The sequence below is a fragment of the Paenibacillus sedimenti genome (assembly GCF_014534655.1).
Lineage (GTDB): Bacteria > Bacillota > Bacilli > Paenibacillales > NBRC-103111 > Paenibacillus_E > Paenibacillus_E sedimenti.
Genome location: NZ_JACVVD010000004.1, coordinates 496,913 through 520,900 on the forward strand (window position 1 = coordinate 496,913; position 23,988 = coordinate 520,900).

Consider the following 23,988-nt stretch of genomic DNA (forward strand, 5'->3'; position numbering starts at 1 on the left):
TTCATTCCCCCTCTTTTCGTTCAATCGCAATGAAAACCGGCCGACGGGATCCCCCCGCCGACCGGTTTTTTCCATCACGTAAGGTTTATTTGATGCCCTTATCCAGATAGTCCTGAACTTGCTTCCGAATTTCTTCACGAACCTTGTCAAGACCCAACGCTTTCAATTCTTTATTCATTTTCTCCAAATCAGTAGGCCAATCCTTATACTGGCCGTTTTTGATCATTTGCAGGAAAGGCGTGTATTTGGAGCTGATATTGGCCGTTTCAGCTTTTACGTTGGTATTGTCGAAGATGAATTTCTTGAGCGGCGATGCGTAATAGGTATCAGCTTTCGCAGAATATTCCAAATACTTTTTGCTCATATCGTCCAATGTATCAGGGATTCGGATCATATTCGGGTTCCAGGACAATTCGTAACCAGGGAAGACGTAGCTCTTGGAATCATCCAACAGCTTAATCTGGTTATCGCCGACGGGCTCCCAATGTTTCCCTTTGATACCGTGTTCGAAGAGGTCATGATTCTCCCGGCTTGAGAACAACCAATCAAAGAATTTCATGGTTCTCTCCACGTTTTTGGAGGTAGCTGGAATCGCAATATTGTTGTTTGCTTTATAGTTGGTGTCGATGGACTTCGGCTTCATTTCAGTAATGCCTGGGGTATACACGAAATATTCCAGATCCGCCGAAGAGTTCGCATCCTTCAGTTTCTTGCGGTCCGCAGCGAAGGAAGAGATGGTGCCCTCATAGGAAGCCGCTTTACCGGACATGAAGTAGGACTTGCCGTCTTTTTGACTGAGCACGTCTTTCTCCAGATACTTGGTCCATTCCACATACTTGTCATACTCCGGATAGGATGTTTTAAGTGTGTTGAACGGCGCAGGCAGTTTGGCATATTCCGATGCAGGGTCGCCGATCGCGACTATATTCAGCACTTTCTTCAGGTCATCCGACAATTGAACTTTGAAGTCTACCCCGGAAACCCCGACCGATTGGATGGTGTCCTTCGGAGGAATCATTCCACCATGAATCATGTAGAATCCACGGACGCCTCCCAGAGCAAGCGGGGTCAACCCTTTCTCCTTCTCCAGGATAATATCATAGAACTTTTCCAGATCCGCATAGCTTTTAATAGGCGCAAGCCCGTATTTCTCACGGAGATCCTTACGAATGTAGATAACATCGAGATCCTTGAAGTATTGGGTCAAAGGAATCGTATACAAATGCCCGTCATAACGCTTGTTGGCCTCGATAAACTCCGGTGGGAACGCCTTTTTCAAGCCTGGATACGCATCGTTGTTGAAGTATTTGTCGAGCTGCACATACGCGCCCTGCGGGACAAGCTCCTTCAGGTTCATGAATTCCGCATCGAATACGAAATCCGCCTCTTCCCCCGCCGCCATCATCAGTTTAACCTTCTGTTTGTGGTCGGTCACCGGATTCCATTTAATATCAAGCTTGGTATTCAACGTATCCTTAGTGCGTTTCTCGAATTCCGCCAGTATGGCTTGCATGTCCGCCGGTACGTCACCCCACAGCATACCTTTCAGGGTTACCGGCTCAAGGGGCTTTGCCGAAGCTGCGCCTGCGGATGCGGCGGGGGAATTCGCCGCTTCTTGGTCACTTTTTCCGCAAGCGACGGTCGATCCTACCAGTGCAATGGACAATAATGCGGTTGCCAAACGTTTCACTTTCATGTTGTTCCTCCCTTTTTGTGATCACTAGCTTCTATACTAAACCGCCTGCCGGCGGGATTAGCCTTTGATCGCACCGACCATGAGACCTTTCATGAAATACTTCTGCAGGAACGGGTATAAGAAAACGATCGGACCGATCGTAACGACAGTGGTAGCCAACCGAACCGTCATGGTCGGCCGAATAAAGTTGGGAATGTTCACATCAGACGAGATCTGAATGATGAAATCCATGTTGGTCATGATGCGCTGAATCAAATATTGAAGCGGATACAGATCCTTGTCGTTGATATACAGGACGGCGTCGAACCACTTGTTCCAATAGCCCAAGGCATAGAACAAACCGATGGTGGCAATGGCCGGTAGCGAGATTGGCAGAATGATTCGGAACAGGATATATGCGTCGTTGGCTCCATCCATTTTCGCGGACTCCGCGATGGAATCGTCGATGGAGGCGAAAAAATTTCGCAGCAAGAACATATTCCATGCGCTGAGCATGCTGGGGATGATAAGTACCCAAATCGTATCTTTCATGTCCAAATACTTGGAGATCAAAAGGTAAGAGGCTACCAAGCCCCCATGGAACAGCACGGTGAAGTAGACATAGAATGCAATATGATTGCGGTATTTCATGGACTTGACCGATAAGGCGTAAGCGAGTGCGCTGGTTAAGATCATAGACATGGCCGTTCCGGCCAGTGTGATGAATGTCGTAACCCCATAAGCCCGGTAAATAGTATTATCGGCGAAAATTAGCTTATAAGCTTCGAGGCTGAAATCCGTTGGCCAGAACGTATATCCGCTCCGGACGATGGACGCCTCGCTGGCGAAAGAGCTGGCCACAACGGACCAGAAGGGCATCAGACAATAAACGGAGAACAGGCCAATCGCGATATAAAATGCGGCTATCAGCAGCCGGTCCGAAAAGCTTTCCTTGATCATGGCAACAAATCCCTTCCCTTTTAGAAAATAGCGGAGTCCGGAGCAACCTTCTTCGCGATGGCATTGACGCTGACGACAAGAATGAAGCCTACAACGGATTGCAGGAATCCGATGGCGGCGGACATGCTCATATCCCCGAGCTCCATCATGCCGCGGAACACATACGTGTCAATGACATCCGTGGTCGGGTACAAAGGCGGATTGCTCCCGATAATGGCATAGATCATGCCGAAGTCGCCATTGAAGATACCGCCTACAGCCAAAATCAAGAGCAGAATGACGGTAGGCCTGAGCAAAGGCAGCGTAATGTAGCGGATTTTCTGGAACCGGCTGGCTCCGTCTATGGAGGCTGATTCGTAGATCTCCGGATTAATTCCGGAAATGGTCGCCATATACACGATGGAGCCAAAGCCTGCACCATGCCAAATTTTCAACAATACCAGAATGAAAGGCCAATACTTAGGCGACGAAAGAAATTTGATCGGTTCTACCCCGAACATGGAGAGAATCTGATTGATGAAGCCGCCGTCTGTCGCCACAAATGCCATGACGAACATAGCAACCACGGTCCAAGATAAGAAATGCGGCAATATCATGACCGATTGGGTGATTTTCTTATACCACTTCCCGCCCATCTCCGTTACCATAATCGCGATGGCCACAGCGGCAAGCGTATTGAAAGCGATAAAGAGTACGTTCAAAAATACGGTATTGGTCACGATCCGGATCCAATCATCCGATTGGAAGAAAAACTTGAAGTTTTTTAAGCCGACAAACTCACTTCCGGTAATTCCCTTCATGACTTTAAAATCCTGAAAGGCGATGACGATCCCGCCCATCGGCAAATAGGCGAAGATAAAGAACCATATCATGCCCGGCAGCGCCAGGAAATACAAAAATTTGTTTCTGTACAGTTCATAAAAAAATACCCCGATCAAGCTTCGTTTTTTTCTGTAAGGCTGGTACAGCTGCTCGGGACGGCTAATAGCGGTTTCATTCATCCTGATCCTCCTTCAAGTTCGTGGCTTGTTTATGGTGTGAGTCCACAATACCTTCGGACTACCTATATAGAAAAGCTCAAAATCCGGATAAAAAGCCCGATTTTCGCGAAACAGAAGGGTATAAAAATCAATCATCGGATCAAAACTTGCGAAAATAAAACGAGGAAACCCCCTTTTTCCTTGGAATTAGGGGGTTTTCCGGAAATGGTCCGGCGTCTTGCCGTTATATTTTTTAAAGGAAATATAAAAATACTTCGTGTTATCAAATCCGACTAACTCCCCGATTTTATTGGCCGGCAGGTCCGTGGTCAGCAGCAGCTCCTTCGCTTTTTCAAACCGGTTATCGCTTATATATTGGTTTAAGGAGATTCCGGTGATATCTTTAAAGACCTTTCTCATATAATTCACCGATAGCCCGGCCACCTCCACCAAAGCTTCGACTGTCAAATTCGGGTCCGCATAGTGGTCATGAATGTAATTCTTCAGCTTGTCCACGATCATCACATTTTTCTGGGACGATTGTTTGTCACGCATGCTGATTGCCGTCTCGCAGAGCCCCGCGAACCATTCCTCCATCTGGTCCATCGTTTCCCACTTATACAGCTGTTGCCCTAAGGAACCGATATCCGTGCTGAGTCCGCTTAAATCCCCGGAAGCCATGGATTTGGCGGTCCGGTTGACGGTAAACAGCAATTGATTCAAGAGCAGCATCATCTCATCGAAGGAAGCCCTGCGGATGGTATGGAAATAGTCCTTCAACGCGAGATTCGTTTTCACCGGATCCCCAAGCTTCATGCTGTCCGCCACTTGTTTCTCCATGGTGGACGACAGCTGGTCCTGAACGGGTTCGCGGCTTTCTTCGATATCATCGGGGATAAGGCACCGCCGTCCGAATGCCAACCGGTATCGGGAGGCATTATATGCGGATTGCCAGGACAACGGGACCTGCTGCAGCCCGGAAGCATATTGGCCGACGGCGGCGGAGACGCTAAGCTTCAAATAACGTTCCGTATTCGCCTGGATTTCCCTTAAAAGGTGATGAAGCTCCGGCTCCATTCCCTCCGGCTTTAAGAACAGGATCACAACCCGGCCCTCTCCCCCATCGTAGCTGAAAGTTCGAAAACCAGGTGCCCCAAGCTCCTCGGCAATATTGGTCACAGCGTATTTCAGCAATGCCAGGTCGTTCGGACTGTACTCACCGGCCAGTTCCTCGTACGAGTCCAGCCTGAGCATGCATACCTGAAAGCCGGAGGTCTGGAATTCGATGCCCGCCTGGGACAGCCTCCCGGCCATTTCGGACTCGCTGCTCCATCCCCCCGTTGTCAGCTGCCGGAGCGCCTCCCGCTTTTCGGTATATTGATATCCGGCCACACTGATCTGCAAATCTTGCACTTTTCTCTCCAAATAACGGAACGCCCCGGACAACAAGTCATACTCGCTGACCGCCCGGCCTACCTCTTCCTGGTCCGGAGTTTTGCTAATATTTTTGATCAACCGTTGGATCGGACCGTAAATCATGCGGGTAAAGAAGAAGCCGCTCATCGAAACGATGGCCAGCATCACGGCCGTTACGGTAAGAATATACCGTTTGATCACGTTTACCTTGCTTAGCAAAGTTTCGTAATTAACGTCGCCCACGAATATCCAGCCCAGACTGTCGGACTTGATATAGAAGAAACGGTGGCTCTTGCCGTCCTGCTCGGCTTCAATCGTCCCTCTGGGCGAATCGGAACGAAGAATGGTCTTGATCACCTCGACGTTGGATAGATCCGCATCCATTTTCTTATTATCCGTATGGGAGATGACCACGCCTTGACGGTTCAGTATCATCGATTGGAAGGACTTGCTGCCCGCTCCGTTCATCATCATATTCTGAAGCACTTGCTGATCCAGGTTCAGGATCATGGCGCCGTTCGTTGCTTTGTCCTCCCGGGTGCTCAGGTAAGCCACAGAGATCAGATTGCCGTCAAAGGGCTTCGTATCGTGTACAAAAGACGTATGTCTGGGGATGAAGATGCTGTCCCGCAAGGTCTGGGTATTCTCCAGAAGCTGAAGAATCTGTTGGTCGTAAAATTCACTAAACGGTCTGACGGTTGTCAGCGAAGAAAAGACCAGCTTATGCCGGGTATTCACCAAATAAACGGAGTGAACCATCGGATTGGTCACCGTTAAGTCAGTCAGCTTCGCGCCGATTCGTCCCATCATCGCCGTATCAAATTCGTTGCCATAGAAGCCCGCCTGAATGTCTGGCGATGCGTATGCGTTTGCAAAATGCTGGTAAGTAGAATTGATCAGGATATTGGCCGTATTGTAGGACTGTTCAATGGCCCGATCCGTCGATATGGTCAGTTCCTCCTTCAAATTCTCGGAAACCTTGGACGTGATAACAATCGTCAGAACACCGATGACCAGCAAACCGACGAAGAGATAAGATAAGATGATCCGGATCAGCAGATTCTTCTTGAGCAAAAACATTTTGACGGTATGCATCGGATCCCTCGCTTCGTAAAATGTGGTGCCTATTATTATGAAAAGGATATCATGCTTGGGTATGCGCTTTTTTATGTTCGAAGTGCGGTTTTTTAAGATTTTGGGACAACCGGGAAATAAACGGTATAAGCTTCATCCTTCACTTCATATAGCGGGATGAACCGGAACCCGGCTTCTTGCCCCCGAGTGCGGTAATAGCCGGCGTTCCACCAGCTGTGATTCCGTTCGCGGTCCGGCACCAGGATGGTTGCCGGTTCTTCCGGATTGCCGACGAGCTGGCGTTCGTCATCCACAAGACCCGCCAAAACAATGGGGCCGTCCATGAAGGCCACCGTATCCGGCCATCCGGGCAACGTCTCAGCCATTAGGGATTTGGGCAGCTCCACCCGGACCGTGTCGCCGGATTGCCACTGGCGCCGGATCGAACAGTAAGAGGTTGGCGGGAAGGAGCCTTCGACCCGTTCCCCGTTTACGGCTATGACTGGGGAGCCTTTCATCCACCACGGCATTCGAAGCTTCAAGGTGAACTCCACTCCTCGGCTGCACCCAAGGGTAAGGGTATAGCTGAAACGGTCGGGACGCTGTGCCGGAATGGCGGGAACATGTACCTTCGTGATGACCTCCATCCCTTCCACGTTCCAATTGCTTAGCGGATAAACTGCATGTTGTCCGTCTTGTTTCAAGCAGATGCATATATCCGTTCCTCGTGCTTGTACATTGATCTCGGAAGGAATCCATTGATTTACAGCTATCCCATCATCATGCTCCATGTATACCGGATGCTCATAGGAGGCGTTCGCCTGGATGAGCGTGCCGTGGCAGCACCAAAAATGCCGGGTGGGCGAACCCCACTTCTTGCGGCTGCCTGCGCCAATCCCCAAGAAATAGGAAATCATTCCCGTCTCCCCATGCTGGTGGGCCAATACCCCGTTAATAAATCTCCGTTCCCAATAATCCCCGTACGCCGGGTCTCCCGTCCAGCGGAGCAGCACTTGGGCCAGTCTCATCATGTTGTAGTTGCAGCAATGCTCCTGCCCTACGCCCATCCGGGCTGCGAAGCCTCCTGAAGGCATCCAGAGCTCCCCGTCATCCCCGGCGCCGGTGCAGACATATCCCCGTTTGCTTACCGCACAGCTCCAGAAAGCTTCCACGATTCTGCGGAAACGGTCGTCGTCTGTCACTTCCCACGCCCGGGCGGCGCCCAATATCTCCGGAATTTGGGTATTGGCATGTTTGTTTGTCAGTACATCCGTCCCTTCCAGCAGAGCGTCAAAGAAACGCCGGCGGTCGTAGCGGTAGATTAACTCTTTGTGCTCCGGTCGGCCAGTGATCCCATAGAGGTCCGCCCAGATTTCAAGCATTCCCCCCGTCTCCATATCCAGCAGTTCATCCATCTTTTCCCGGCTGAAGCGGCCTGTCCAGCGGTGGAACCAGGACGCCATGCCTATAGCAATGTCCAGAGCTTGGGTATTTCCTGCAACGGTGTACATGTCGAGAAGACCCATGAACAGTTTATGGACCGTATAGTGAGGAGCCCATACCCATTTGCCGCCGGCCACCCGGTGCATGAACGATTCGGGGAATGCTGCCAGCCATTCTCCTCCGTTTTCCCGCTGGCACTTGGCCAATTCGCCTACAATGTGATCGGCTTTGGACTTGACTATCTTATCGTCCTTCTGCGCATAAATCCGTGCCGCCGCCGACAGCCAATGCCCCATCATATGGCCTCGCAACTCGCAGGTGACGGATTCCCAGCCCCAATGCCAAGTCTCCGGACCGTCTAAATTCGTTGTTGTGGCGCTTGTGGTTCCGCCGTTGCCGCTGTAGCTCCATAGACCTGCCTCCATGTAAAAGCTGCGTAAAAGATTCTGGCTGGATAAGCTCATGACGTATTGTTTGTTCAATTCGTATCGGTTCCTAAGCGGGCCGGATGACAGCTTTACAGCTCCGGAAGGATATTCTTTCATAACCGGATTCATGGTTAGGGTTCCTCCTTTTTTGTGTGTTCACAAAGAAATTGTAACTCCAATAATAAGAAGGAAACATACACGGCGTTTGGGAATACCTATATTATTTTTGGGTGGTATAATGGGGGTAAAATATGAATGGGGGGTATCGGCATGGAGACGGACGTCTATCTTACGGCAGACCGCTTCCCGCTCGTCCGGGATATTGGCACCAACCGGGTGGAGCAAGTATACACCCATCCGGACCGGCTGCTGGATTACGATGTATTCGTATTTGTCGCAGAGGGCAGCATGCAGGTGGTGGAAGAAGGACGGGAGTATGTCATCGGCGCAGGCGAACATTTATTTCTGAAGAAAGGCTTGCGCCACTGGGGATTGCCCCAGACCGCGCCGGGTACGTCCTGGTACTGGATCCACTTTAATTCGGCGGCGGATGACAAGCGGATGAATTATGCCGATCATCCCCCGCTGCCCGTTTTGGACTACTTCTTTCCGGACCACTATGAATACCGATTTCCTATGCCCAAACACGGCACTTCTCTGTTTCACCGAACGCTGAAAGAACGGCTGGACTTGCTGCTGGCCGACTACATGAATAAAAAGCCGCATCGCATGACAAGGGTCAGCCTGCAAGCCTATCTGCTGTTTATGGAGCTTAAGCAAGCCTCTCTCCCGCCATCCGCTTCGCCGGACACCGGCAGGAGTACAGATACGCTGGATGGCAGGGTCATCGCTTATCTGATGCAGCATATGGAAGAGGATTATGATTCCGGGAAGCTGGCTGCCCATATGAATCTGAACTACAGCTATTTGTCCGCCGCCTTCAAGAAGTTGACGGGACGGAGCATCTTGGAGGTCCACACCAGACTCCGGATGAACCGGGCCATCGAGCTGATGCGGACCTCGTCCATGCCCGTATCGGAATTAAGCGAAAGGCTCGGGTACAAGAATCCCTTCTACTTCAGCAGGGTGTTCAAGAAAACGACGGGTGAGTCGCCGTCCGCTTACCGGAATCAGTTCTATTGATTCACCGGGCTAGCTCTTCCCGCAAAAGAACGCCGTTCCTGTATTCTTGAAGCAGAAGCGAGCAATGATCCGATTCGATATCCTTAACGGTGATGAGCTGAATCCGACCATCCCGGAGCTCCATCAGAACCGTATTCGGATCATAGGCACAGACGGACCGGACTAAGCTTTCGCTTTCATATGGTTCCACTACCGTGATGAAACGGCAGGTTGAGCCTTGGGTCCGGACCCCGTAAGTTCTGCGCCTTTGGGTCTCGTCCCCCGGGAATGCATCCGCCCCGATCAAACCGACGAAACGGACGGCGTCAAGGCCGAAGAGATCTACACGGATGACGGCTTCGCGCTCATGGACCAAGGGGCTGGTCGGAATCGCATCCGGATATTCATTGCCCACGATGGTAACCCTTCCGCCTTCGTAGTCCTTCCCGATGCCGAAGCCGGTATCCACGTTCACATATTCCATGTTCAGGCTGCTTAAGTTCAGCTTGGCGCCGTTCGACGTCACCACATATGCCTCTCCCCAGAACAAGCCTTGTTTCGTCTGCTGCGAATACTTCTGTTCGCTGTACGTGGGGTGGTTCTTCACCCGCAAGGTCAAAATCCGGACGTTTCGGAGCCCGATATCGCATTTTCCCTCACCCAAAATCCATGCTCCGAAAGCGCCTTCCGCCTTCTTCACCCCATCGGCTTCCACCGCATATTCCATTGGGATGGTTATGCCGTGGCTTTCGGCTGAGCGTCCCACAATATGCTCCGTCTTGAGCGGCCATGCCGTGTGCACATCCATCTTGAGTAGACCCGGTGTATTATAGAAAGTCCGGGTCCCCCGCAGATCCTCCCCATCGCCGAGCACCGTTTCGAAATGGGCCACGCTGCTTCCTTCAGCTTCATACCAATGGCAGTCCGTGATGAACTGGGCATCCGACAGCGGATTCTCCGTCCATTGGGAGGTGTGCTTCACATATCTAAGGTGCTCTCCCTTGAGTTCCTTAAACCCTTTGATCTGGAACAAGCTGTCAAATTGGTGCTCCTGCTCCCCCTGTACATAATCGAACAGTATGATATAATCATCCGTTACGCCCATGACCCGTTTCTGTCGGACCGGCTCTGTGAACTCTGACAATTGGCCGTACCGCGCCCCTTCCGGAGCCGGAGGCAGGGAGCTGGCATTCATCGCGCACCGTTCCTCCAGCGACTCGTCCTCCCTGTATACCATGCCGCCGTAAGGAGGATACGCCCACTCACTAACCGTTTCCACCGCCACCGCCTGAATGGCTTCGCCGCTGTAAAACAAAGTCCGCTTGGAATCGGCCGGCACCTGCATTTTGCCGTCAACCACCACCATGTTCTTCGTCATGGAATTCTGGACATAAAATTTGTACATAAAGTGCGCGTATCCCCACCACACATGCTCCGGATTGAAGAAGCTCCGGCCGTAACGCATGACGGACAACAACCCCGTACGGTCGAAATGGCCGTGCGCATACCCGTGGGAGCCGTACCGGATAACGGCTTGAATCTGGTCCTTTTGCTCTCGTTCCTGCGTTTGGCTCCGCAGCATAGCTACCCCCACGTTATCGGCAAAAGCGTTGCTTCTGTTGTAGGAGGACTCGTATTCCGGCAGCTCCGCATGACCGAAGATCGGGTCCGTACAGTTGTTCATCCGGATGACCGGAATATACTCAGGATCCTTGTAGTAGGTGTAGGCTAGATCGAATGTGGAGCCGAAGTGGACGCCCTCCAGCTTCTTCTCGTCGGAATCGCTGATGCCGAAGAGCACTCCTCTATAATCCAGGAAGGGAATTGTCGCATCGAACATATCCTTGATGCAGACGTAGCTTTTCCGGTTGCCGCCCCACTTCTTATTGTACATACCGAAACGGACTTCGGCTTCCTTGCCTCCATAGGTGCTGTTCACTTCCTCGTTGAACGGAATGGGGAAGTGCGTGTGCAAGATGTTGATGCCGAAGGGCAGGAGCGCATGGGCCGTATGGATGTACATCGAAGATACCCAGGTGTTGTAGCCTACGGAGCATTCATGCCACCAACCGTCGTTGAACAGCCCGTACTGCAAATGTTCGATGGAGCCCCCTGGACCGTATACAAACCGCAGGGCTCTTTCCATATCCTGAATAGCCAAGGCGCAGTAGAAAGCACCCGTTATCTCGGATAATAACCAGTTCGAGATATGGCCGCTTATGATGTGGCGGTCCAAGATGTCCATGTAAATGCGGAACGTTTTCTCTACGCCTTTGTGTTCCTCCGGGGTCAGCACCCCGGCGTCGTGGATGATGTCATAAGGAATGGCAAGATGCTGGAAAAAATGCCCTTCCTGCACATAGCTTTGGCTGCAGCCCTTCTTTTTCCTCGGATAACCGGTCTCCTCATCGATGAAATACCGGAGGAACTGCGCCACCTTCTCCGCATACTTCAGCTCCCCGCTCAGCGCATAGGCGTATGCTGCGGACATGATGTAATGCTCCTCGCTGGTATCGTAGCAGTAATCCCTCTCCTCTACCGACACCGGCGGCTTGACGGTCCAGGAGTCGGCGTCCGCTAGGATGCGCTCATATCCCGGCCGGAAGACTTCATGCCTGTCGATAAGCTTCTTCCGATCCGACCATCGCTCTTTGCTCATGTAGATGTAGGGATGAGGCAGCCGGCGGAGCGTCTTCAGCTCCACCGGGACGGCGCTGCCTCCGTCTCCATTTGCCGTAAAGCCCAGCACGGTGTCCTCATGACCGCCGGGCACCATAGATCCGTGCACCCGGACGGCAGCCGTAACCGCTTGGCTTCCATAAGGCTCAAGCACAAACTGCTGCGGCGTAACGTCCGCCAGCAGGGACTCCCAGCCCTTGAAGCGCTGCTTGACCGCCACATGTTGACGTCTTCCGGTACAGTTATAGACTGTCATGATATATTCGACGGTTTCGCCCGCTTCGCCTGATTTGCCTCTCACGTCCGCTTGGACGAAGAGCTTCTCCCCGCGGATCAGTCGGGCAGCCTCGAGCTCCGCATGGCCTTGAAGCTCAAAGCTTTGTAGAAACCGCCAAATATTGGCTTTGGCGGATTCGATCTCGAAATCGTCCGGCCTTACCCGGATTTCATGGGAGCCGGCTCCGGCCACATTTACCCGGGCCAGAACGCTTCGGTTATCTGCGAAATTCGCCTGAATTGTGATTTCTGCTGTTTCGTCCATGGTATGCAGGGACAGCACCAGCCCGTACCAGCCCATGGCGTCCAAGGCGGAATCATTCCCCCGTTCGAAGCCGACCGGATACCAGCCCCTCGCATCAGCGGGAGCCGGATATGTCAGAGTCAACTTATTGCGCAAGGAATAACCCCGTTCGCCCGGGTTTCCTTCCACCTTCCATTCCTTAATCAGATCAATAGTTGTGATCATTGTCTACTCGCTCCTTGTAACCGCAGGGTAGCTCCCTCCACATGCAGAGTTACCTTGCCGTCCTTTTCAAATTCTATTGCAGCTCCAGCTTCCCGCTTTACTTCGGATACAGCACAGTTAGGAACCCCGTTTTCTATCTATCACACATCCTTCCTTTGGCTTGATCCATTTTCCTACAACCTACTACAGTTGGTAAGACCAGAAATTTAACGATTCGGTTGAATTGTAACGATTCGACCGGATAGCTGAAGGTAAACCGGAACACTGAAGAGGCTGTTCCATAAAGGTAAGCCGAACTGAACGTGTCCCAAAATCTGAAGAAAAAGCCTCCGAACCACACTGGATGAAGTGAGGTTGGAGGCTTCTATATATGGTATCTTGACCGTAGCGGGGTCCATAAGCCGCAAAATGACTTTTGGGACTGCCGCGTGTCATCTGCCGACCCACGGCGGTTTGCTTCCCATGACGAATGTCGGGGTCCTGCCCATAGCGCAGCTCGAAACCCGCGTACACGGTCTGAATACCGACGAGAATCGTTATCTAGCGTACAATTGGACGCTAATCGATGGTGAAAGGAGCCCAACCAGGGCTCCAAAGAACGAAATTCTGTATTTTACGAACAGTGTTCGTAAATTTGCGTCATTAAGTCGCTATGCCCTCATTTTCGCGTTACTGGCTCGATTTAGCGTCGGAGGTGTCGGTATTAACGAACAGTGGTCCTAGTCACCTTCTTTTACGCGCAAACCTTGGCTAGCTTCATGTTCCGCTGCTGTCGACACATGTAATCCATCTACAAATTTCTTCCTCGTTTCATGATAAAACGACAATCCGATATCATGTCCATTCGTGCATACACGATATCATGTCCATTCGTGCACACACGATCTTGACCTTCCACCACCGTTACAACAATTATGCCTTTATGAAGACTTAAACATCATTTATCTTGATGCATTTGTATTTTAGAGTGCCGGTATTTAAGCGGAGTTGTGCCTACAACTTTCTTAAACAGCTGGATAAAGTACGAGACGTTCCCGAATCCGGCTTCATTTCCGACCTGTTCGACCGGTAAATGCGTCGTTTCCAACAAACGGCAAGCCTGCTTGATGCGTCTGGCTGTCAAATAATCTGTAATATTGCTCCCCGTCTCCTGGCGAAAAAGCCTGGATATATAATTGGGGGACAAGTGAATCTCTTCCGCCAATTGTTCCAAACTGACCTCCTCATGGTAATGCTCCTCGATCCATCGCATCACAGTCTCCGAATACCGTAGCGCTCTTTTAGCCTTTAACTCTATTTCCTTCCGACTTCCATTAGAATCAGACTCCGGTAAAATATTGATCATTTGAAGAAACAATAGCGTGAGTTCTTCAATATCCTCCCTCATGCCTCTTCTTTTTGCATGCTCGTACTGTTCGAATATCCATTCCATACGCTCAACATCATGACCCAAATCATAAGCATTTGCCCTATTTGGGCTTCGCCACAAGGCTTCAAACCGCGAATGCCGGCTTGGGAAGGAACGAAGTTGGTTCTCAATAAGTAACGGGTCCGCGTAAAAAATTGAGCGAACATAAGGATGTTCAGGAGAAACATCCGCATAGACTTGATGGAGTTGGTAGGGCTGGAAGAAGAAGAACATCCCTCGTTTTATTTCAAAAGTGTGCTGATTCACCACGACGGTTCCCTGCCCCTGGTGAACCAGTAAAAACTCGCAACATTGGTGCCAATGGTAGTATCCTTTGAAATTATTTTCAATTCGGATTCCGTAATCCCAAAACAAGAAATTTTGGTCAAAATAAACGGGTTCGAATAGCCTGTTCATATTTCCTCCAAAAAAGATAAAATTCAAACATTTTCTCATAGTTTATCAAAACTTTTTAAGGTATTGAAGACTTATAATGATGATAAATATCGTTATTCTTAACAGAAAAGAGGATATCTATGGAAAGAATTGCAAATGGCATTTGGAGGCTTCGATTCGGCCAGCCTGAAACTCATACGCCGGTTCAGCTCCGTGAAACGGAAATCAAGATGGAACAGCTAAATAAGCTGGAATGCACAGGTACACCGCCCTTTGCCAGCCATGAAATCGAAATCAAAGAGGCTGCAAGAGGAATTCACATCGAGCTGCCGCTTACGGCGGAAGAGCACATCTACGGCTTCGGACTGCAGCTGCACCGTGTCGATCATACAGGCCGTAAAAAAATAATTCGCGTCAACAGTGACCCCGTTGCAGATACCGGAGACAGCCATGCGCCGGTTCCATTCTATGTGTCGACCGCCGGCTATGGCGTCTACGTGGACACTTCGCGCTATGCGACCTTTTATTGCGGAACGAACTTGCGCAAAGGCGACTCCGAGCATAAGAAACAGGAGCAAAAAGCAGTTGGCACCTCCGAAATTGAGTTATACGGCTACCAAACCTCTGAAGGTAATCGCACAGTTGTGGTAGACGTTCCATCAGCAAGAGGAATCGATGTTTACTTATTCGAAGGGCCGGATATGGCGACAGCCGTCGGGCGGTACAATCTGTTCTCCGGAGGCGGCTGCCTTCCCCCGGCATGGGGTCTCGGAATGTGGTACCGCGCATACAGCGCAGCCAAGAAGGAAGATGTGATGAGGCTGGCTAACACGTTTCGTCAGGACAATATGCCGGTGGACGTGTTCGGCTTCGAACCCGGGTGGCAGACTAAGGCTTACTCCTGCTCCTTCGTCTGGGATGAGAGCCGTTTTCCCGAGCATGAGGCTATGCTCGAGGAGTTATATGGGATGAATTACCGGGTAAATCTGTGGGAGCATCTCTTCGTACACCCCACTTCGCCTATGTATCAAGACTTGAAGCCCCATTCCGGTAATTATGAGGTCTGGGAAGGTTTGGTGCCGGACCTGTCGATCCCGGAAGCCAGACGCATATTTGCGGAACATCACTCGAAGGAGTTTGTTACCAAAGGAATCGCCGGCTTCAAGTTGGACGAGTGCGACAGCTCAGATTTTGTGCATTCCAATTGGTCCTTCCCGGATGTGACGGAATTCCCTTCGGGCATGGATGGAGAGCAGATGCACAACCAACTGGGGACGCTCTACCAAGCTGCTATTCAGGCTCCCTTCGAGCATGCCGGCAAAAGAACGCTATCTCAGGTCCGCGCCTCAGGCGCTCTTGCTTCGCCCTATCCGTTCGTCCTGTACAGCGACTTATACAACCATCAAGTATTTATCCGTGGAGTCGTCAACTGCGGGTTCTCGGGACTGCTGTGGTCGCCGGAAGTACGCCAGGCGGAATCGCCCGAGGATTTGATCCGCCGAATCCAGACTGCAGTCTTCTCGCCGATGGCCCTGCTTAACTGTTGGAGAATCCCGAATCCTCCTTGGATGCAGGTGGACAGGGATAAAAACGTACGCGGCGAGTTTATGGACAACTACAAAGAAACCCGGGATATTTGCCGTTCGCTGTTTGAAATACGCATGGCGCTAATTCCTTATCTGTATACGGCTTATGCCCGTTACTATTTGGAAGGCCGACCGCCGTTTCGAGCTCTTGTGATGGATTATCCGGACGATTCGAACACCTACGCCATCGACGATGCGTACATGATGGGGGAATCGATCCTCGTCGCCCCGATCATATCCGGCATGACAGAACGAAGCGTTTACCTGCCGAAGGGAACATGGCGGTGCTTCTGGACGGGCGTTTCTTATGAAGGCGGGCAAGCATATACCTTCTCACCGGGGTTAGAACGTATCCCTGTTTTTGTGAAGGAAGGCACGCTTTTACCCCTGGCCAAACCTCAGCAGTGTGTAGCTGATGATACTGCTTTCGACCTTACTCTTCACCAATACGGAGACGAGGCGCGAGCGTGTATGCTCTATGAGGATGATGGACAGACATTCGAGTATCGAAAAGGACAATTCAATTGGGTTAAGGTTTCCATAGCCCCCGATGGAAACATCGCAATAGATCGGACCGGAACCTATGAAGGCCGCCGCTATAACATTATAGTAACCGCCGAATCTGGTTAAAGGAACGGCGATTCTTTTATTATTTATAATAAAGCAATCGGTTTGCGTAAGCATTCCGGTAATCCGTCGGAGTCAGGCTGGTTATTTTCTTGAATGATTTGGTAAATGAATGACTATCCGGAAAACCTAGCTGCATAGAAATCTCATTAATCTTTTGATTGGTATCCGTCAGCAGAAATTTGGCGGCCTCCATTTTTTCTTGCACAATGAATTGCTTTAAGGAAACACCCGCCATAGAAGAAAATAAGCTGGAAAGATGTTTGGCGTTATAACCAAAATGTTTGGCAAGTTGTGTAACTCTTATATTCTCTTGCCGGTTCCATTTGATGTAGTCCACGATATCATTGTAAAGCTGCTGCTTCAGCAACTTCCTGGATTGGTTTTGGGCAAAAAACATCTGGTTGTAAATCTCACACAAAATGCTGGTGGTCAAATAATTGTTTAAGGTCTGTTCCCTGTAGCTGCGAATGGAATCCTGCAATTGCTTCAGCATCACAATGAGCTTTTCGGGACTGCGCAGCTTACCTGTTTGGGGAAGGACGATAATTCCCGGTTCGTAGACATGCTCGAGAGCCGCATCATGAATTGTTTCATGCCCGTGCGTTGAAAAATGCAACCAGTAGAAGCTGCAATCAGACTCTTGGTAGCCAAATTGTTGGCTGCGGGGAGGCATGATCAGGAACTCCCCTTCCTTTAGGGCGAAGCTCTCTGTGCCGCATGAGATGTACATCGTTCCGCGGGTTTGAATGAATAACTCATAATCCATCAATACCCGGTTCATGTGCTTCCACTCGGGAGACGGCGATACAAATTTCCCTGTCATATCCATGACCACCGGTACATCCACACTGAATTGATAGAATACCATAATAGCCGACCCCTGCCCCTTCAGACTTTTTCACACTTGATTTAAGAATAGAGTAGCAGAAATATCGGGTTATTTCCATGTATGATAAGGTTATCGGAATTGATGACAATAAAGCCGACGTGATGAATCCCTTCCTTTTTGACACATAATCCAACCTTCTGTCATTTACCCTAGCGGTAGAAGAGGCTAAGCTTGATTTAGTCTCCATCGGAGAACGTTACTATTTAACGGAGGGATTGAATGATGAAGGAAGCTGCGCCTAGTACGGTCGTACTGAAGGATCTTGGCATGCATCAAGTGGGGTTGACCGGAGCCTATCATGTGAATGCATTCGAGAAGGAAATGACTTATTTGATGAGCTATGATTCGGATCGTCTGCTGGTCGGTTTTCGTGAAGTGGCAGGATTGCCGGCCAAGGCCAAGATCTATCCCGGATGGGAAAATACGGAGATCAGAGGCCATACATTAGGCCACTATCTTACAGCCTGTGCTCAGGCTTATTCGCAGAATCAGAGCGCGGAGCTGCTTGCAAAGCTGGAATATATCGTGGCTGAATTGTCCGTCTGTCAGCTGGAAAGCGGGTACTTGTCTGCGTTTCCGGAGACGCTGTTCGATAATGTGGAGAACAGGAAGCCTGCCTGGGTTCCGTGGTATACGATGCACAAGATCATCGCCGGTCTGATCGACGTCTATGAAGGGACTCGAATCCAAACAGCCTATGACGTTGTGAATAAACTGGGGGATTGGGTAGCCGACCGCACCTCCGGATGGTCCAAGGATTTGCAGGCTACCGTACTGGCTGTGGAATATGGCGGCATGAACGATTGCCTCTACAATCTGTTCAAATTGACGGGGAATAACCGCCACTTGGAAGCAGCCCATCAGTTTGACGAGCTTAGCTTGTTTGAGGCAATCCGGGAAGGCAAGGACATATTAAAAGGCAAGCATGCCAACACGATGATTCCCAAGTTCATAGGAGCCTTGAATCGCTATTTGACATTGGGAGAAAGTGAAGTGTTTTATCGGGAGGCTGCCGCAAGATTTTGGGATATGGTGGTCTATCACCACAGCTATATCACAGGCGGAAACAGCGAATCCGAGCATTTTGGCGAGCCTGATCTTCTGGATGCCAAACGCAGCGATATCACTTGCGAAACCTGCAACAGCTACAATATGCTGAAGCTGACGAGGGAGCTGTTCAAGCTAACGCAAGATGTCAAATACGCTGATTTTTACGAGACTACTTATGTGAACGCCATTCTGTCCTCCCAGAATCCGGACACCGGGATGACGATGTATTTTCAGCCGATGGCAACGGGTTATTTCAAGATTTACAGCTCGCCGTTCGAGCATTTTTGGTGCTGTACCGGCACGGGCATGGAAAGCTTTACGAAATTGAACGACAGCATCTATTTCCAACTGGATCAGCGGTTGTATGTGAATCAATATGTCAGCAGCCAGCTGGATTGGTCCGAACAAAAGGTGAAGATTATACAAACCACGGATCTCCCGTTCACCGATACGGTTCATCTGTCCGTTGAAACGACCGATCAGCAGGAGCAGCGTTTGTCCATTTATCTGCGTGTGCCTTATTGGGCTGCAGGTGAGCTTTCGGTTGCTGTGAATGGCAAAGCCGTTCAACCGCAGGTTACGAATGGTTATGCGCTAATCGAACGGGTTTGGAAGAACGGCGATACCATTCAGGTCCAAATCCCGATGAAAGCCACTTACTCCTCCTTGCCGGATGCGCCGCATGTCGTCGGATTTAAGTACGGTCCAGTGGTATTAAGCGCCGCATTGGGCACTGACGATATGGTCGAATCCAGGACTGGCGTTATAGTGAGTATTCCGACCAAACGAATGATCGTGAAAGACTTTATCACCCCTCAAGGTATGAGTGTCCAGGAGTGGTTAGACGGATTCGGTCAGCATTTCGTTCGCAAGAGCGGTGAATTAGCCTTTGTGCTCCGAAATACGGATGAGGACGATCATCTGGTCTTTACGCCTCATTATAAGCAGCATAGTGAAAGATACGGGATCTATTGGAAATTTGTTGAGGCCGGTTCGGGTGATTTACAGGCGCATCTGGAGAAGAGCCGTAAGGAGCAGCTCCTCAGAGAGAATACCATCGATAGTGTACAGGTGGGCAATGACCAATATGAGCTGGAGCATCAGGTCAAGGGCGAGCTTACCCATGCGGGTACTTGGGAGGGCTTGAACGGCAGAAGAGCGGAAGCTGACGGATGGTTCAGTTATGAATTGAAGGTATCGCCTGAACTAAGGAACGGTTTGTCGGTCACCTTCACCAATTGGCTCAGGGATCAAAGCTTGGAGATCTGGATTGACGGGAAACTGTTGAAAACCGAAACCTCACTGAATAAGGGAAATCGGGAATTTTATGAGAAAACATTTGAAATCCCTGCGGATATGATTGCATCAGGTCAAGAATCGGTTGTGGTCAAGTTTGTACCTATTGGTGGTTTGAACGGTATTTATGGCATTCTTCGGTCCATAAAGCTGTAGGTCATAAACCCTGGTCTTACAGGAAACCAAAAAAAGAAGCAGTGTCACATCCATCCTCTGATTTTAGAATCAATAAATAAAACAGCCGTCATTCGCGGAATGACGGCTGTTTTATATTAATTAAGTGTTGAAGTAGTAAACCGTTCAGCCACCCCGTACGGACATATTGGCCGTCCGCAAAAGATATATCGCATGAAAAGAAAATAGACCAGAAGACTCATGCATACTTGGCGCACAAAGAGGAAGGCCGGCCTGGATAACCAGCCGGCCTTCGTTCACCTCTTATAGAATTCCAATTCGGCCACATTGGCGTAACCGCCGTTCGGCGTATTATAACGCAGATAACGATAAGCCATGTCGGTATTAATCGATACTCTATACCATTTGTAGTCATTGACGCCGCTGATGCTATACAAAGTAAAAAAGTTTGTGCCGTCATTAGAGCCTTGAATGAGCGCTCCGTTCATCCGATCGGCATGCCCCGTTCTCGGATAAAACTTAACGCTGCCGATTGCCTCTTCATTCCCCGCACCCAGGTCGACCCTAACCCAACCATTAGCAGTCTTCGAGTCGGGAGAAGTGGCCGTATTACCGTCAAAAGCGTGCCATCCGTTCTGGGCGGCATTGAATTTGTTATTCCAGGAAATGGACGAGGCGATAACCATTGGTTGCGTGAGCTGAACTTTCTCCTGAGGAATTAACTTGAGCGCCGCAAGCAAGTTCGCTGTTGCCGCATCAATCTCTTCCTGGGTCGAATATGCATTGTCGTACACCGATCGCGCATTCGACATTTCCGCCTGAAGCGCTGCTACGCTCGCCTGCGAGTAAAAATCGGTGTCGGCTGCGGCCGCTTCCTGAAGCAGCACCTCAAGAAGCGTCTTATCGTTCACCTTTTTATAGAATTCCAGCTCCCCCGCATTAGCGAATCCGTTATTCGGCGTATAATAGCGCAGATAACGATAAGCCGTGTCGGTATTGATCAATGCCGTATACCATTTGAGCTCGTTGACGCCGTTGATGGTATGCAGAGTGACGAAGTTTGTGCCGTCATTGGAACCTTGGATAAGCGCTCCGTTCATCCGGTCAACATTTCCCGTTCTCGGATAAAACCTGACTTTAGCGATGGCCTGTGCGTTCCCTGCGCCCAGATCGACCCTAACCCAACCATCACCGGTCTTCGTATCGGGAGAAGTGGCCGTATCGCCGTCAAAAGCGCGCCAACCGTTCTGGGCGGCATTGAATTTGTTGTCCCAGGAAATGGATGAAGCGGCAACCATCGATTGCGCGATCTGAACTTTCAGGTCAACTAACGGTACCAACGCTGCCTCCGCCTTGGCAATCTCGGCTGCAAGATCCGTTATTTCGGTGCCCGCCTGGGCCGCCTCCGCTTCGATCCGCTCCACTTCCTTCTCATACAGGTAATAGCTGCCCTGCGTGTAGTCTGCGGACGGCGGAACCTGGGTGATGGTTATGCGATCCAGATGGAATGCCTTCGATGCGCCCCCGATAAACACTCGCATTGCCTGAACGCCGGCAGTTAACTGGACCGTATCGTCCACGGTATAGGTTTTCCAAACCGATGCTCCTCCGGTGCCCGGCAATGCGACGTCGTTTGTCGCATCCGTACCGTTAAAAGCAAACCTGATCGCGCCGCCGTCGGCTGCCGCAGCATACCGAACATGGAGCCTGTAACTTCCGGTTTCCGGCACATGAACGGAATACGTGAACCATTCGCCGTTCTCCAAATCCGTAAGCGCATATCCGCCGGCGCCGTTGGCCCCAATGTCTACGCCATCCTTGCGGTATTCTCCGAAGGAGTTGCCGGATGTCACATCATGGTACGTATGCCCTTCTCCGTCGATCGGGAAGTGGTCATAATTTTCAGCTTCAATATTTGCAGGCAGTACATTCATGCTGTAAACGGGAAGAGCGTTCTCAAATCCGCTGATCGGATCGCCGGCCATGAATGCCGGTCTGCGGAAGGTCAGGGTGCCCCAACCCGGCTGATCAAGGGTGTTATAGCCGGCTTTCTCGTAGCCTGCAAGAGCGATCGAGGTGTCTCTCCCTCTTTCCGTCCAAAGCGCCTCGTCCCCCATCCCCATCCTGACTTTGAAATGAGCGACCGCCTGTTCGTAAACCGGTCTGCCGCCTGCAAAAGCTCCCCGGCTCACCTTCGAAGTATCACTCCATTCATAATACGGGCTGATTTTTGTGGAATACCATCTTCCCGTTCGATCCAGGCGTTGGATGAAGTTATCCGGCTCCCACGGAGTGGGCTGATCAGGGAAAGAAGCTACGTAGGACGTATTGTACTTTGACATGAATTCATACCCTTTGAGCAGCCGGTTATCGAGCATATTCCAAACGTCGTAGCCCTGATTCCAGGCTACTTCGGCGATTCCTGCGGCTGTCGCCAGTCCGAAGAAAGCATGCTGCTGATCGCGCGAGCTTTCCTGATTTTGTCCGTTTTCCCAAATATAATTTGCCAATGTGCCGTTATAGCCGTAATCCGGAATCGTTCCTATCGAACCCCGATGCTTGTAGTTATAGAAATATCCGGAGTCGCCTATCCATGCTCCCGACGGAGACGGACCCGAAGCATACGGCATATCGCCGGGTTTATGCGGCTGGCCAGTGAAATATCGCAGCGCTCTTTCATACATCGTCCGATTATCCAGAAAGATGCCCATGGTAAGCATCGCTCTCCAGGCGATCATATCCTGGTTGCCGTGACGTGCCGCATCGCCGTTCCAAAGTCGCCAGTAGAATGTCCCATTATTCCAACTAAGGGACTCGGGAAAGCCTGTGCTGGAGTAGCCGGGATAAACGAGCATATCCTTAAACTTTTGCAAATCGGCAGGAGCCCAGCCGTCATACGTGCTCTTGATGATTTCGGCCGCTTCCGCCAGTTTCCAGGCGTACAGCCCGGCGTTTAACGCGCCCGTGCCTTCGGGGTCAACATTGGTCAAATTGCTCCACGTATTAAAGATTTGAATCGCTTTGTCGGCGTGGCGCTTATCCCCTGTAATGGCCCACATCAATGCATTCAGGTAGGCTGCGTTTACATCCAATTCAAACGCTCCGCCGTTGGTCCCTCCCCTTTTAACGTAAGTGATGCTCGGGTTTCCACGCACCGTATAGTTATAACTTGATTTGTAATCGGCTTTCATGTCTTTGAACGAAGTCAGCCACGGCTCGACTCCGGCTTTTACCATGTACTTCATTCGCTCCAGATCGGATTTTTTAAACAGCCCTCCGGGATGCACGAAACCTGCATCACTTTGGTTAGCCGCATCTGCGGAAACGGGATTTTCCTGGAAGGTGGCGTCCGTTTTGCCGACCGGGGTGGTGATCGGGTCTATACGCAGAACGAAACCCGAATGTCTGATGTATCGGTCAGGAACCGTATAGGACTGGTAAGACACCGCCGTGCTTTCCGCCAAGCCGGGAACCTTCTTGAAGGTCGCAGCCGCTTTAAAGCGATCGGTTCCATCATTTCGCTCCAGCTTGGCGAGAGAATTGTTATCGGTTATATAATACCCGGGCATGTTTGCGGATTCAAAAGAAACATAGCCTTCGCCGCCCGCCAAACCAGGTACGATTTTCCATTGCGCATCCTCCTCCGGGTCGACACTCGGGTCAATTCTCAAGGAAAAATCAGCTGCATGTCTGACATTCCTGTCGGGAGAATTGTAGGATTGCAGCGTATTATATACGCTGTTCGTAACGGTGGTATACGTGCTGTTCGTAACGCTCGATTGCATCGTGGTATACGTGCTGTCCGTAACGCTCGATTCCGCATATGCTTTCGGCATGCCGCTTTCGGGCATTGCTACTGACGGGAATAATTGAAGAAGTAGGGCAATAACCAGAAATGCTGCTGCGCCTTTCCGTTTCGCGGTTTTAATTATAGAAGCCATCATTTATTTCTCTCCTTCCAATCGGAGTTATTTGTAGGTTCTCTTGTTCGCAAAACCCGGCATCGCCGAAGTGTTGACCGGGATTTTGTTCATCGACTCCTTTCCTCCTCGTGATTCTATGTAAAAAAGGACCAT

The 23,988-nt window shown here is 50.5% G+C and carries 13 protein-coding genes; 4 read left to right on the forward strand and 9 right to left on the reverse strand.

All coding sequences use genetic code 11. The annotated features are described in order from the left end of the window. Nucleotides 1-85: 85 nt before the first annotated feature. The 5 genes from ICC18_RS15175 to ICC18_RS15195 form a co-directional block, all read right to left on the reverse strand. Nucleotides 86-1,696 carry an ABC transporter substrate-binding protein gene (locus ICC18_RS15175; protein WP_188175255.1) on the reverse strand — a complete coding sequence of 537 codons (1,611 nt, stop codon included), beginning with the start codon at nt 1,694-1,696 and terminating at the stop codon, nt 86-88. A gap of 57 nt (nt 1,697-1,753) precedes the next feature. Continuing rightward, nucleotides 1,754-2,635: a carbohydrate ABC transporter permease gene (locus tag ICC18_RS15180; protein WP_188175256.1), complete on the reverse strand. Its 882-nt coding sequence runs from the start codon at nt 2,633-2,635 to the stop codon at nt 1,754-1,756. 20 nt (nt 2,636-2,655) lie between these two features. Further along, nucleotides 2,656-3,636, reverse strand: coding sequence for an ABC transporter permease (locus ICC18_RS15185; protein WP_188175257.1), 981 nt, complete (start codon nt 3,634-3,636; stop codon nt 2,656-2,658). Between the two features lie 186 nt (nt 3,637-3,822). Then, complete coding sequence (locus ICC18_RS15190) at nt 3,823-6,126, reverse strand: helix-turn-helix domain-containing protein (RefSeq protein ID WP_188175258.1); 2,304 nt, start codon at nt 6,124-6,126, stop codon at nt 3,823-3,825. A 92-nt stretch (nt 6,127-6,218) separates the two neighbouring features. Then, the gene (locus ICC18_RS15195; RefSeq protein ID WP_223192572.1) at nt 6,219-8,105 is read right to left on the reverse strand and encodes a beta-L-arabinofuranosidase domain-containing protein; all 1,887 of its coding nucleotides are present in this window, start codon (nt 8,103-8,105) and stop codon (nt 6,219-6,221) included. A 126-nt stretch (nt 8,106-8,231) separates the two neighbouring features. On the opposite strand from ICC18_RS15195, the gene ICC18_RS15200 reads away from it, so the two are divergent. Then, nucleotides 8,232-9,119 carry an AraC family transcriptional regulator gene (locus ICC18_RS15200; RefSeq protein WP_223192573.1) on the forward strand — a complete coding sequence of 296 codons (888 nt, stop codon included), beginning with the start codon at nt 8,232-8,234 and terminating at the stop codon, nt 9,117-9,119. Nucleotide 9,120: 1 nt separating this feature from the next. Here ICC18_RS15200 and ICC18_RS15205 read toward each other — a convergent pair whose 3' ends face one another. Beyond that, nucleotides 9,121-12,522 (reverse strand): alginate lyase family protein, encoded by a 3,402-nt coding sequence (locus ICC18_RS15205; protein WP_188175259.1) that lies wholly within the window; start codon nt 12,520-12,522, stop codon nt 9,121-9,123. 354 nt (nt 12,523-12,876) lie between these two features. On the opposite strand from ICC18_RS15205, the gene ICC18_RS15210 reads away from it, so the two are divergent. After that, nucleotides 12,877-13,245, forward strand: coding sequence for a hypothetical protein (locus ICC18_RS15210; protein WP_188175260.1), 369 nt, complete (start codon nt 12,877-12,879; stop codon nt 13,243-13,245). 214 nt (nt 13,246-13,459) lie between these two features. Here the strand turns inward: ICC18_RS15210 and ICC18_RS15215 are convergent, their stop codons facing one another. Beyond that, entirely contained in the window at nt 13,460-14,347 is an 888-nt protein-coding gene (locus ICC18_RS15215) for an AraC family transcriptional regulator (protein WP_188175261.1), read from the reverse strand. A 119-nt stretch (nt 14,348-14,466) separates the two neighbouring features. On the opposite strand from ICC18_RS15215, the gene ICC18_RS15220 reads away from it, so the two are divergent. Then, entirely contained in the window at nt 14,467-16,542 is a 2,076-nt protein-coding gene (locus tag ICC18_RS15220) for a glycoside hydrolase family 31 protein (RefSeq protein ID WP_188175262.1), read from the forward strand. A 19-nt stretch (nt 16,543-16,561) separates the two neighbouring features. Here ICC18_RS15220 and ICC18_RS15225 read toward each other — a convergent pair whose 3' ends face one another. Continuing rightward, the gene (locus tag ICC18_RS15225; RefSeq protein WP_188175263.1) at nt 16,562-17,410 is read right to left on the reverse strand and encodes a helix-turn-helix transcriptional regulator; all 849 of its coding nucleotides are present in this window, start codon (nt 17,408-17,410) and stop codon (nt 16,562-16,564) included. Between the two features lie 240 nt (nt 17,411-17,650). On the opposite strand from ICC18_RS15225, the gene ICC18_RS15230 reads away from it, so the two are divergent. Beyond that, nucleotides 17,651-19,933 (forward strand): glycoside hydrolase family 127 protein, encoded by a 2,283-nt coding sequence (locus tag ICC18_RS15230; RefSeq protein ID WP_188175264.1) that lies wholly within the window; start codon nt 17,651-17,653, stop codon nt 19,931-19,933. Between the two features lie 275 nt (nt 19,934-20,208). On the opposite strand, the gene ICC18_RS15235 is transcribed toward ICC18_RS15230, so the two are convergent. Next, the gene (locus tag ICC18_RS15235; protein WP_188175265.1) at nt 20,209-23,856 is read right to left on the reverse strand and encodes an AbfB domain-containing protein; all 3,648 of its coding nucleotides are present in this window, start codon (nt 23,854-23,856) and stop codon (nt 20,209-20,211) included. Nucleotides 23,857-23,988: the final 132 nt, after the last annotated feature.

Excerpts from the sequence above, each read along its gene's own strand:
- ICC18_RS15175 (WP_188175255.1), bottom strand. The coding sequence starts at position 1,696 with ATGAAAGTGAAACGTTTGGCAACCGCATTATTGTCCATTGCACTGGTA.
- ICC18_RS15180 (WP_188175256.1), bottom strand. The coding sequence starts at position 2,635 with ATGATCAAGGAAAGCTTTTCGGACCGGCTGCTGATAGCCGCATTTTAT.
- ICC18_RS15185 (WP_188175257.1), bottom strand. The coding sequence starts at position 3,636 with ATGAATGAAACCGCTATTAGCCGTCCCGAGCAGCTGTACCAGCCTTAC.
- ICC18_RS15190 (WP_188175258.1), bottom strand. The coding sequence starts at position 6,126 with ATGCATACCGTCAAAATGTTTTTGCTCAAGAAGAATCTGCTGATCCGG.
- ICC18_RS15195 (WP_223192572.1), bottom strand. The coding sequence starts at position 8,105 with ATGAATCCGGTTATGAAAGAATATCCTTCCGGAGCTGTAAAGCTGTCA.
- ICC18_RS15200 (WP_223192573.1), top strand. The coding sequence starts at position 8,232 with ATGGGGGGTATCGGCATGGAGACGGACGTCTATCTTACGGCAGACCGC.
- ICC18_RS15205 (WP_188175259.1), bottom strand. The coding sequence starts at position 12,522 with ATGATCACAACTATTGATCTGATTAAGGAATGGAAGGTGGAAGGAAAC.
- ICC18_RS15215 (WP_188175261.1), bottom strand. The coding sequence starts at position 14,347 with ATGAACAGGCTATTCGAACCCGTTTATTTTGACCAAAATTTCTTGTTT.
- ICC18_RS15220 (WP_188175262.1), top strand. The coding sequence starts at position 14,467 with ATGGAAAGAATTGCAAATGGCATTTGGAGGCTTCGATTCGGCCAGCCT.
- ICC18_RS15225 (WP_188175263.1), bottom strand. The coding sequence starts at position 17,410 with ATGGTATTCTATCAATTCAGTGTGGATGTACCGGTGGTCATGGATATG.
- ICC18_RS15230 (WP_188175264.1), top strand. The coding sequence starts at position 17,651 with ATGATGAAGGAAGCTGCGCCTAGTACGGTCGTACTGAAGGATCTTGGC.
- ICC18_RS15235 (WP_188175265.1), bottom strand. The coding sequence starts at position 23,856 with ATGATGGCTTCTATAATTAAAACCGCGAAACGGAAAGGCGCAGCAGCA.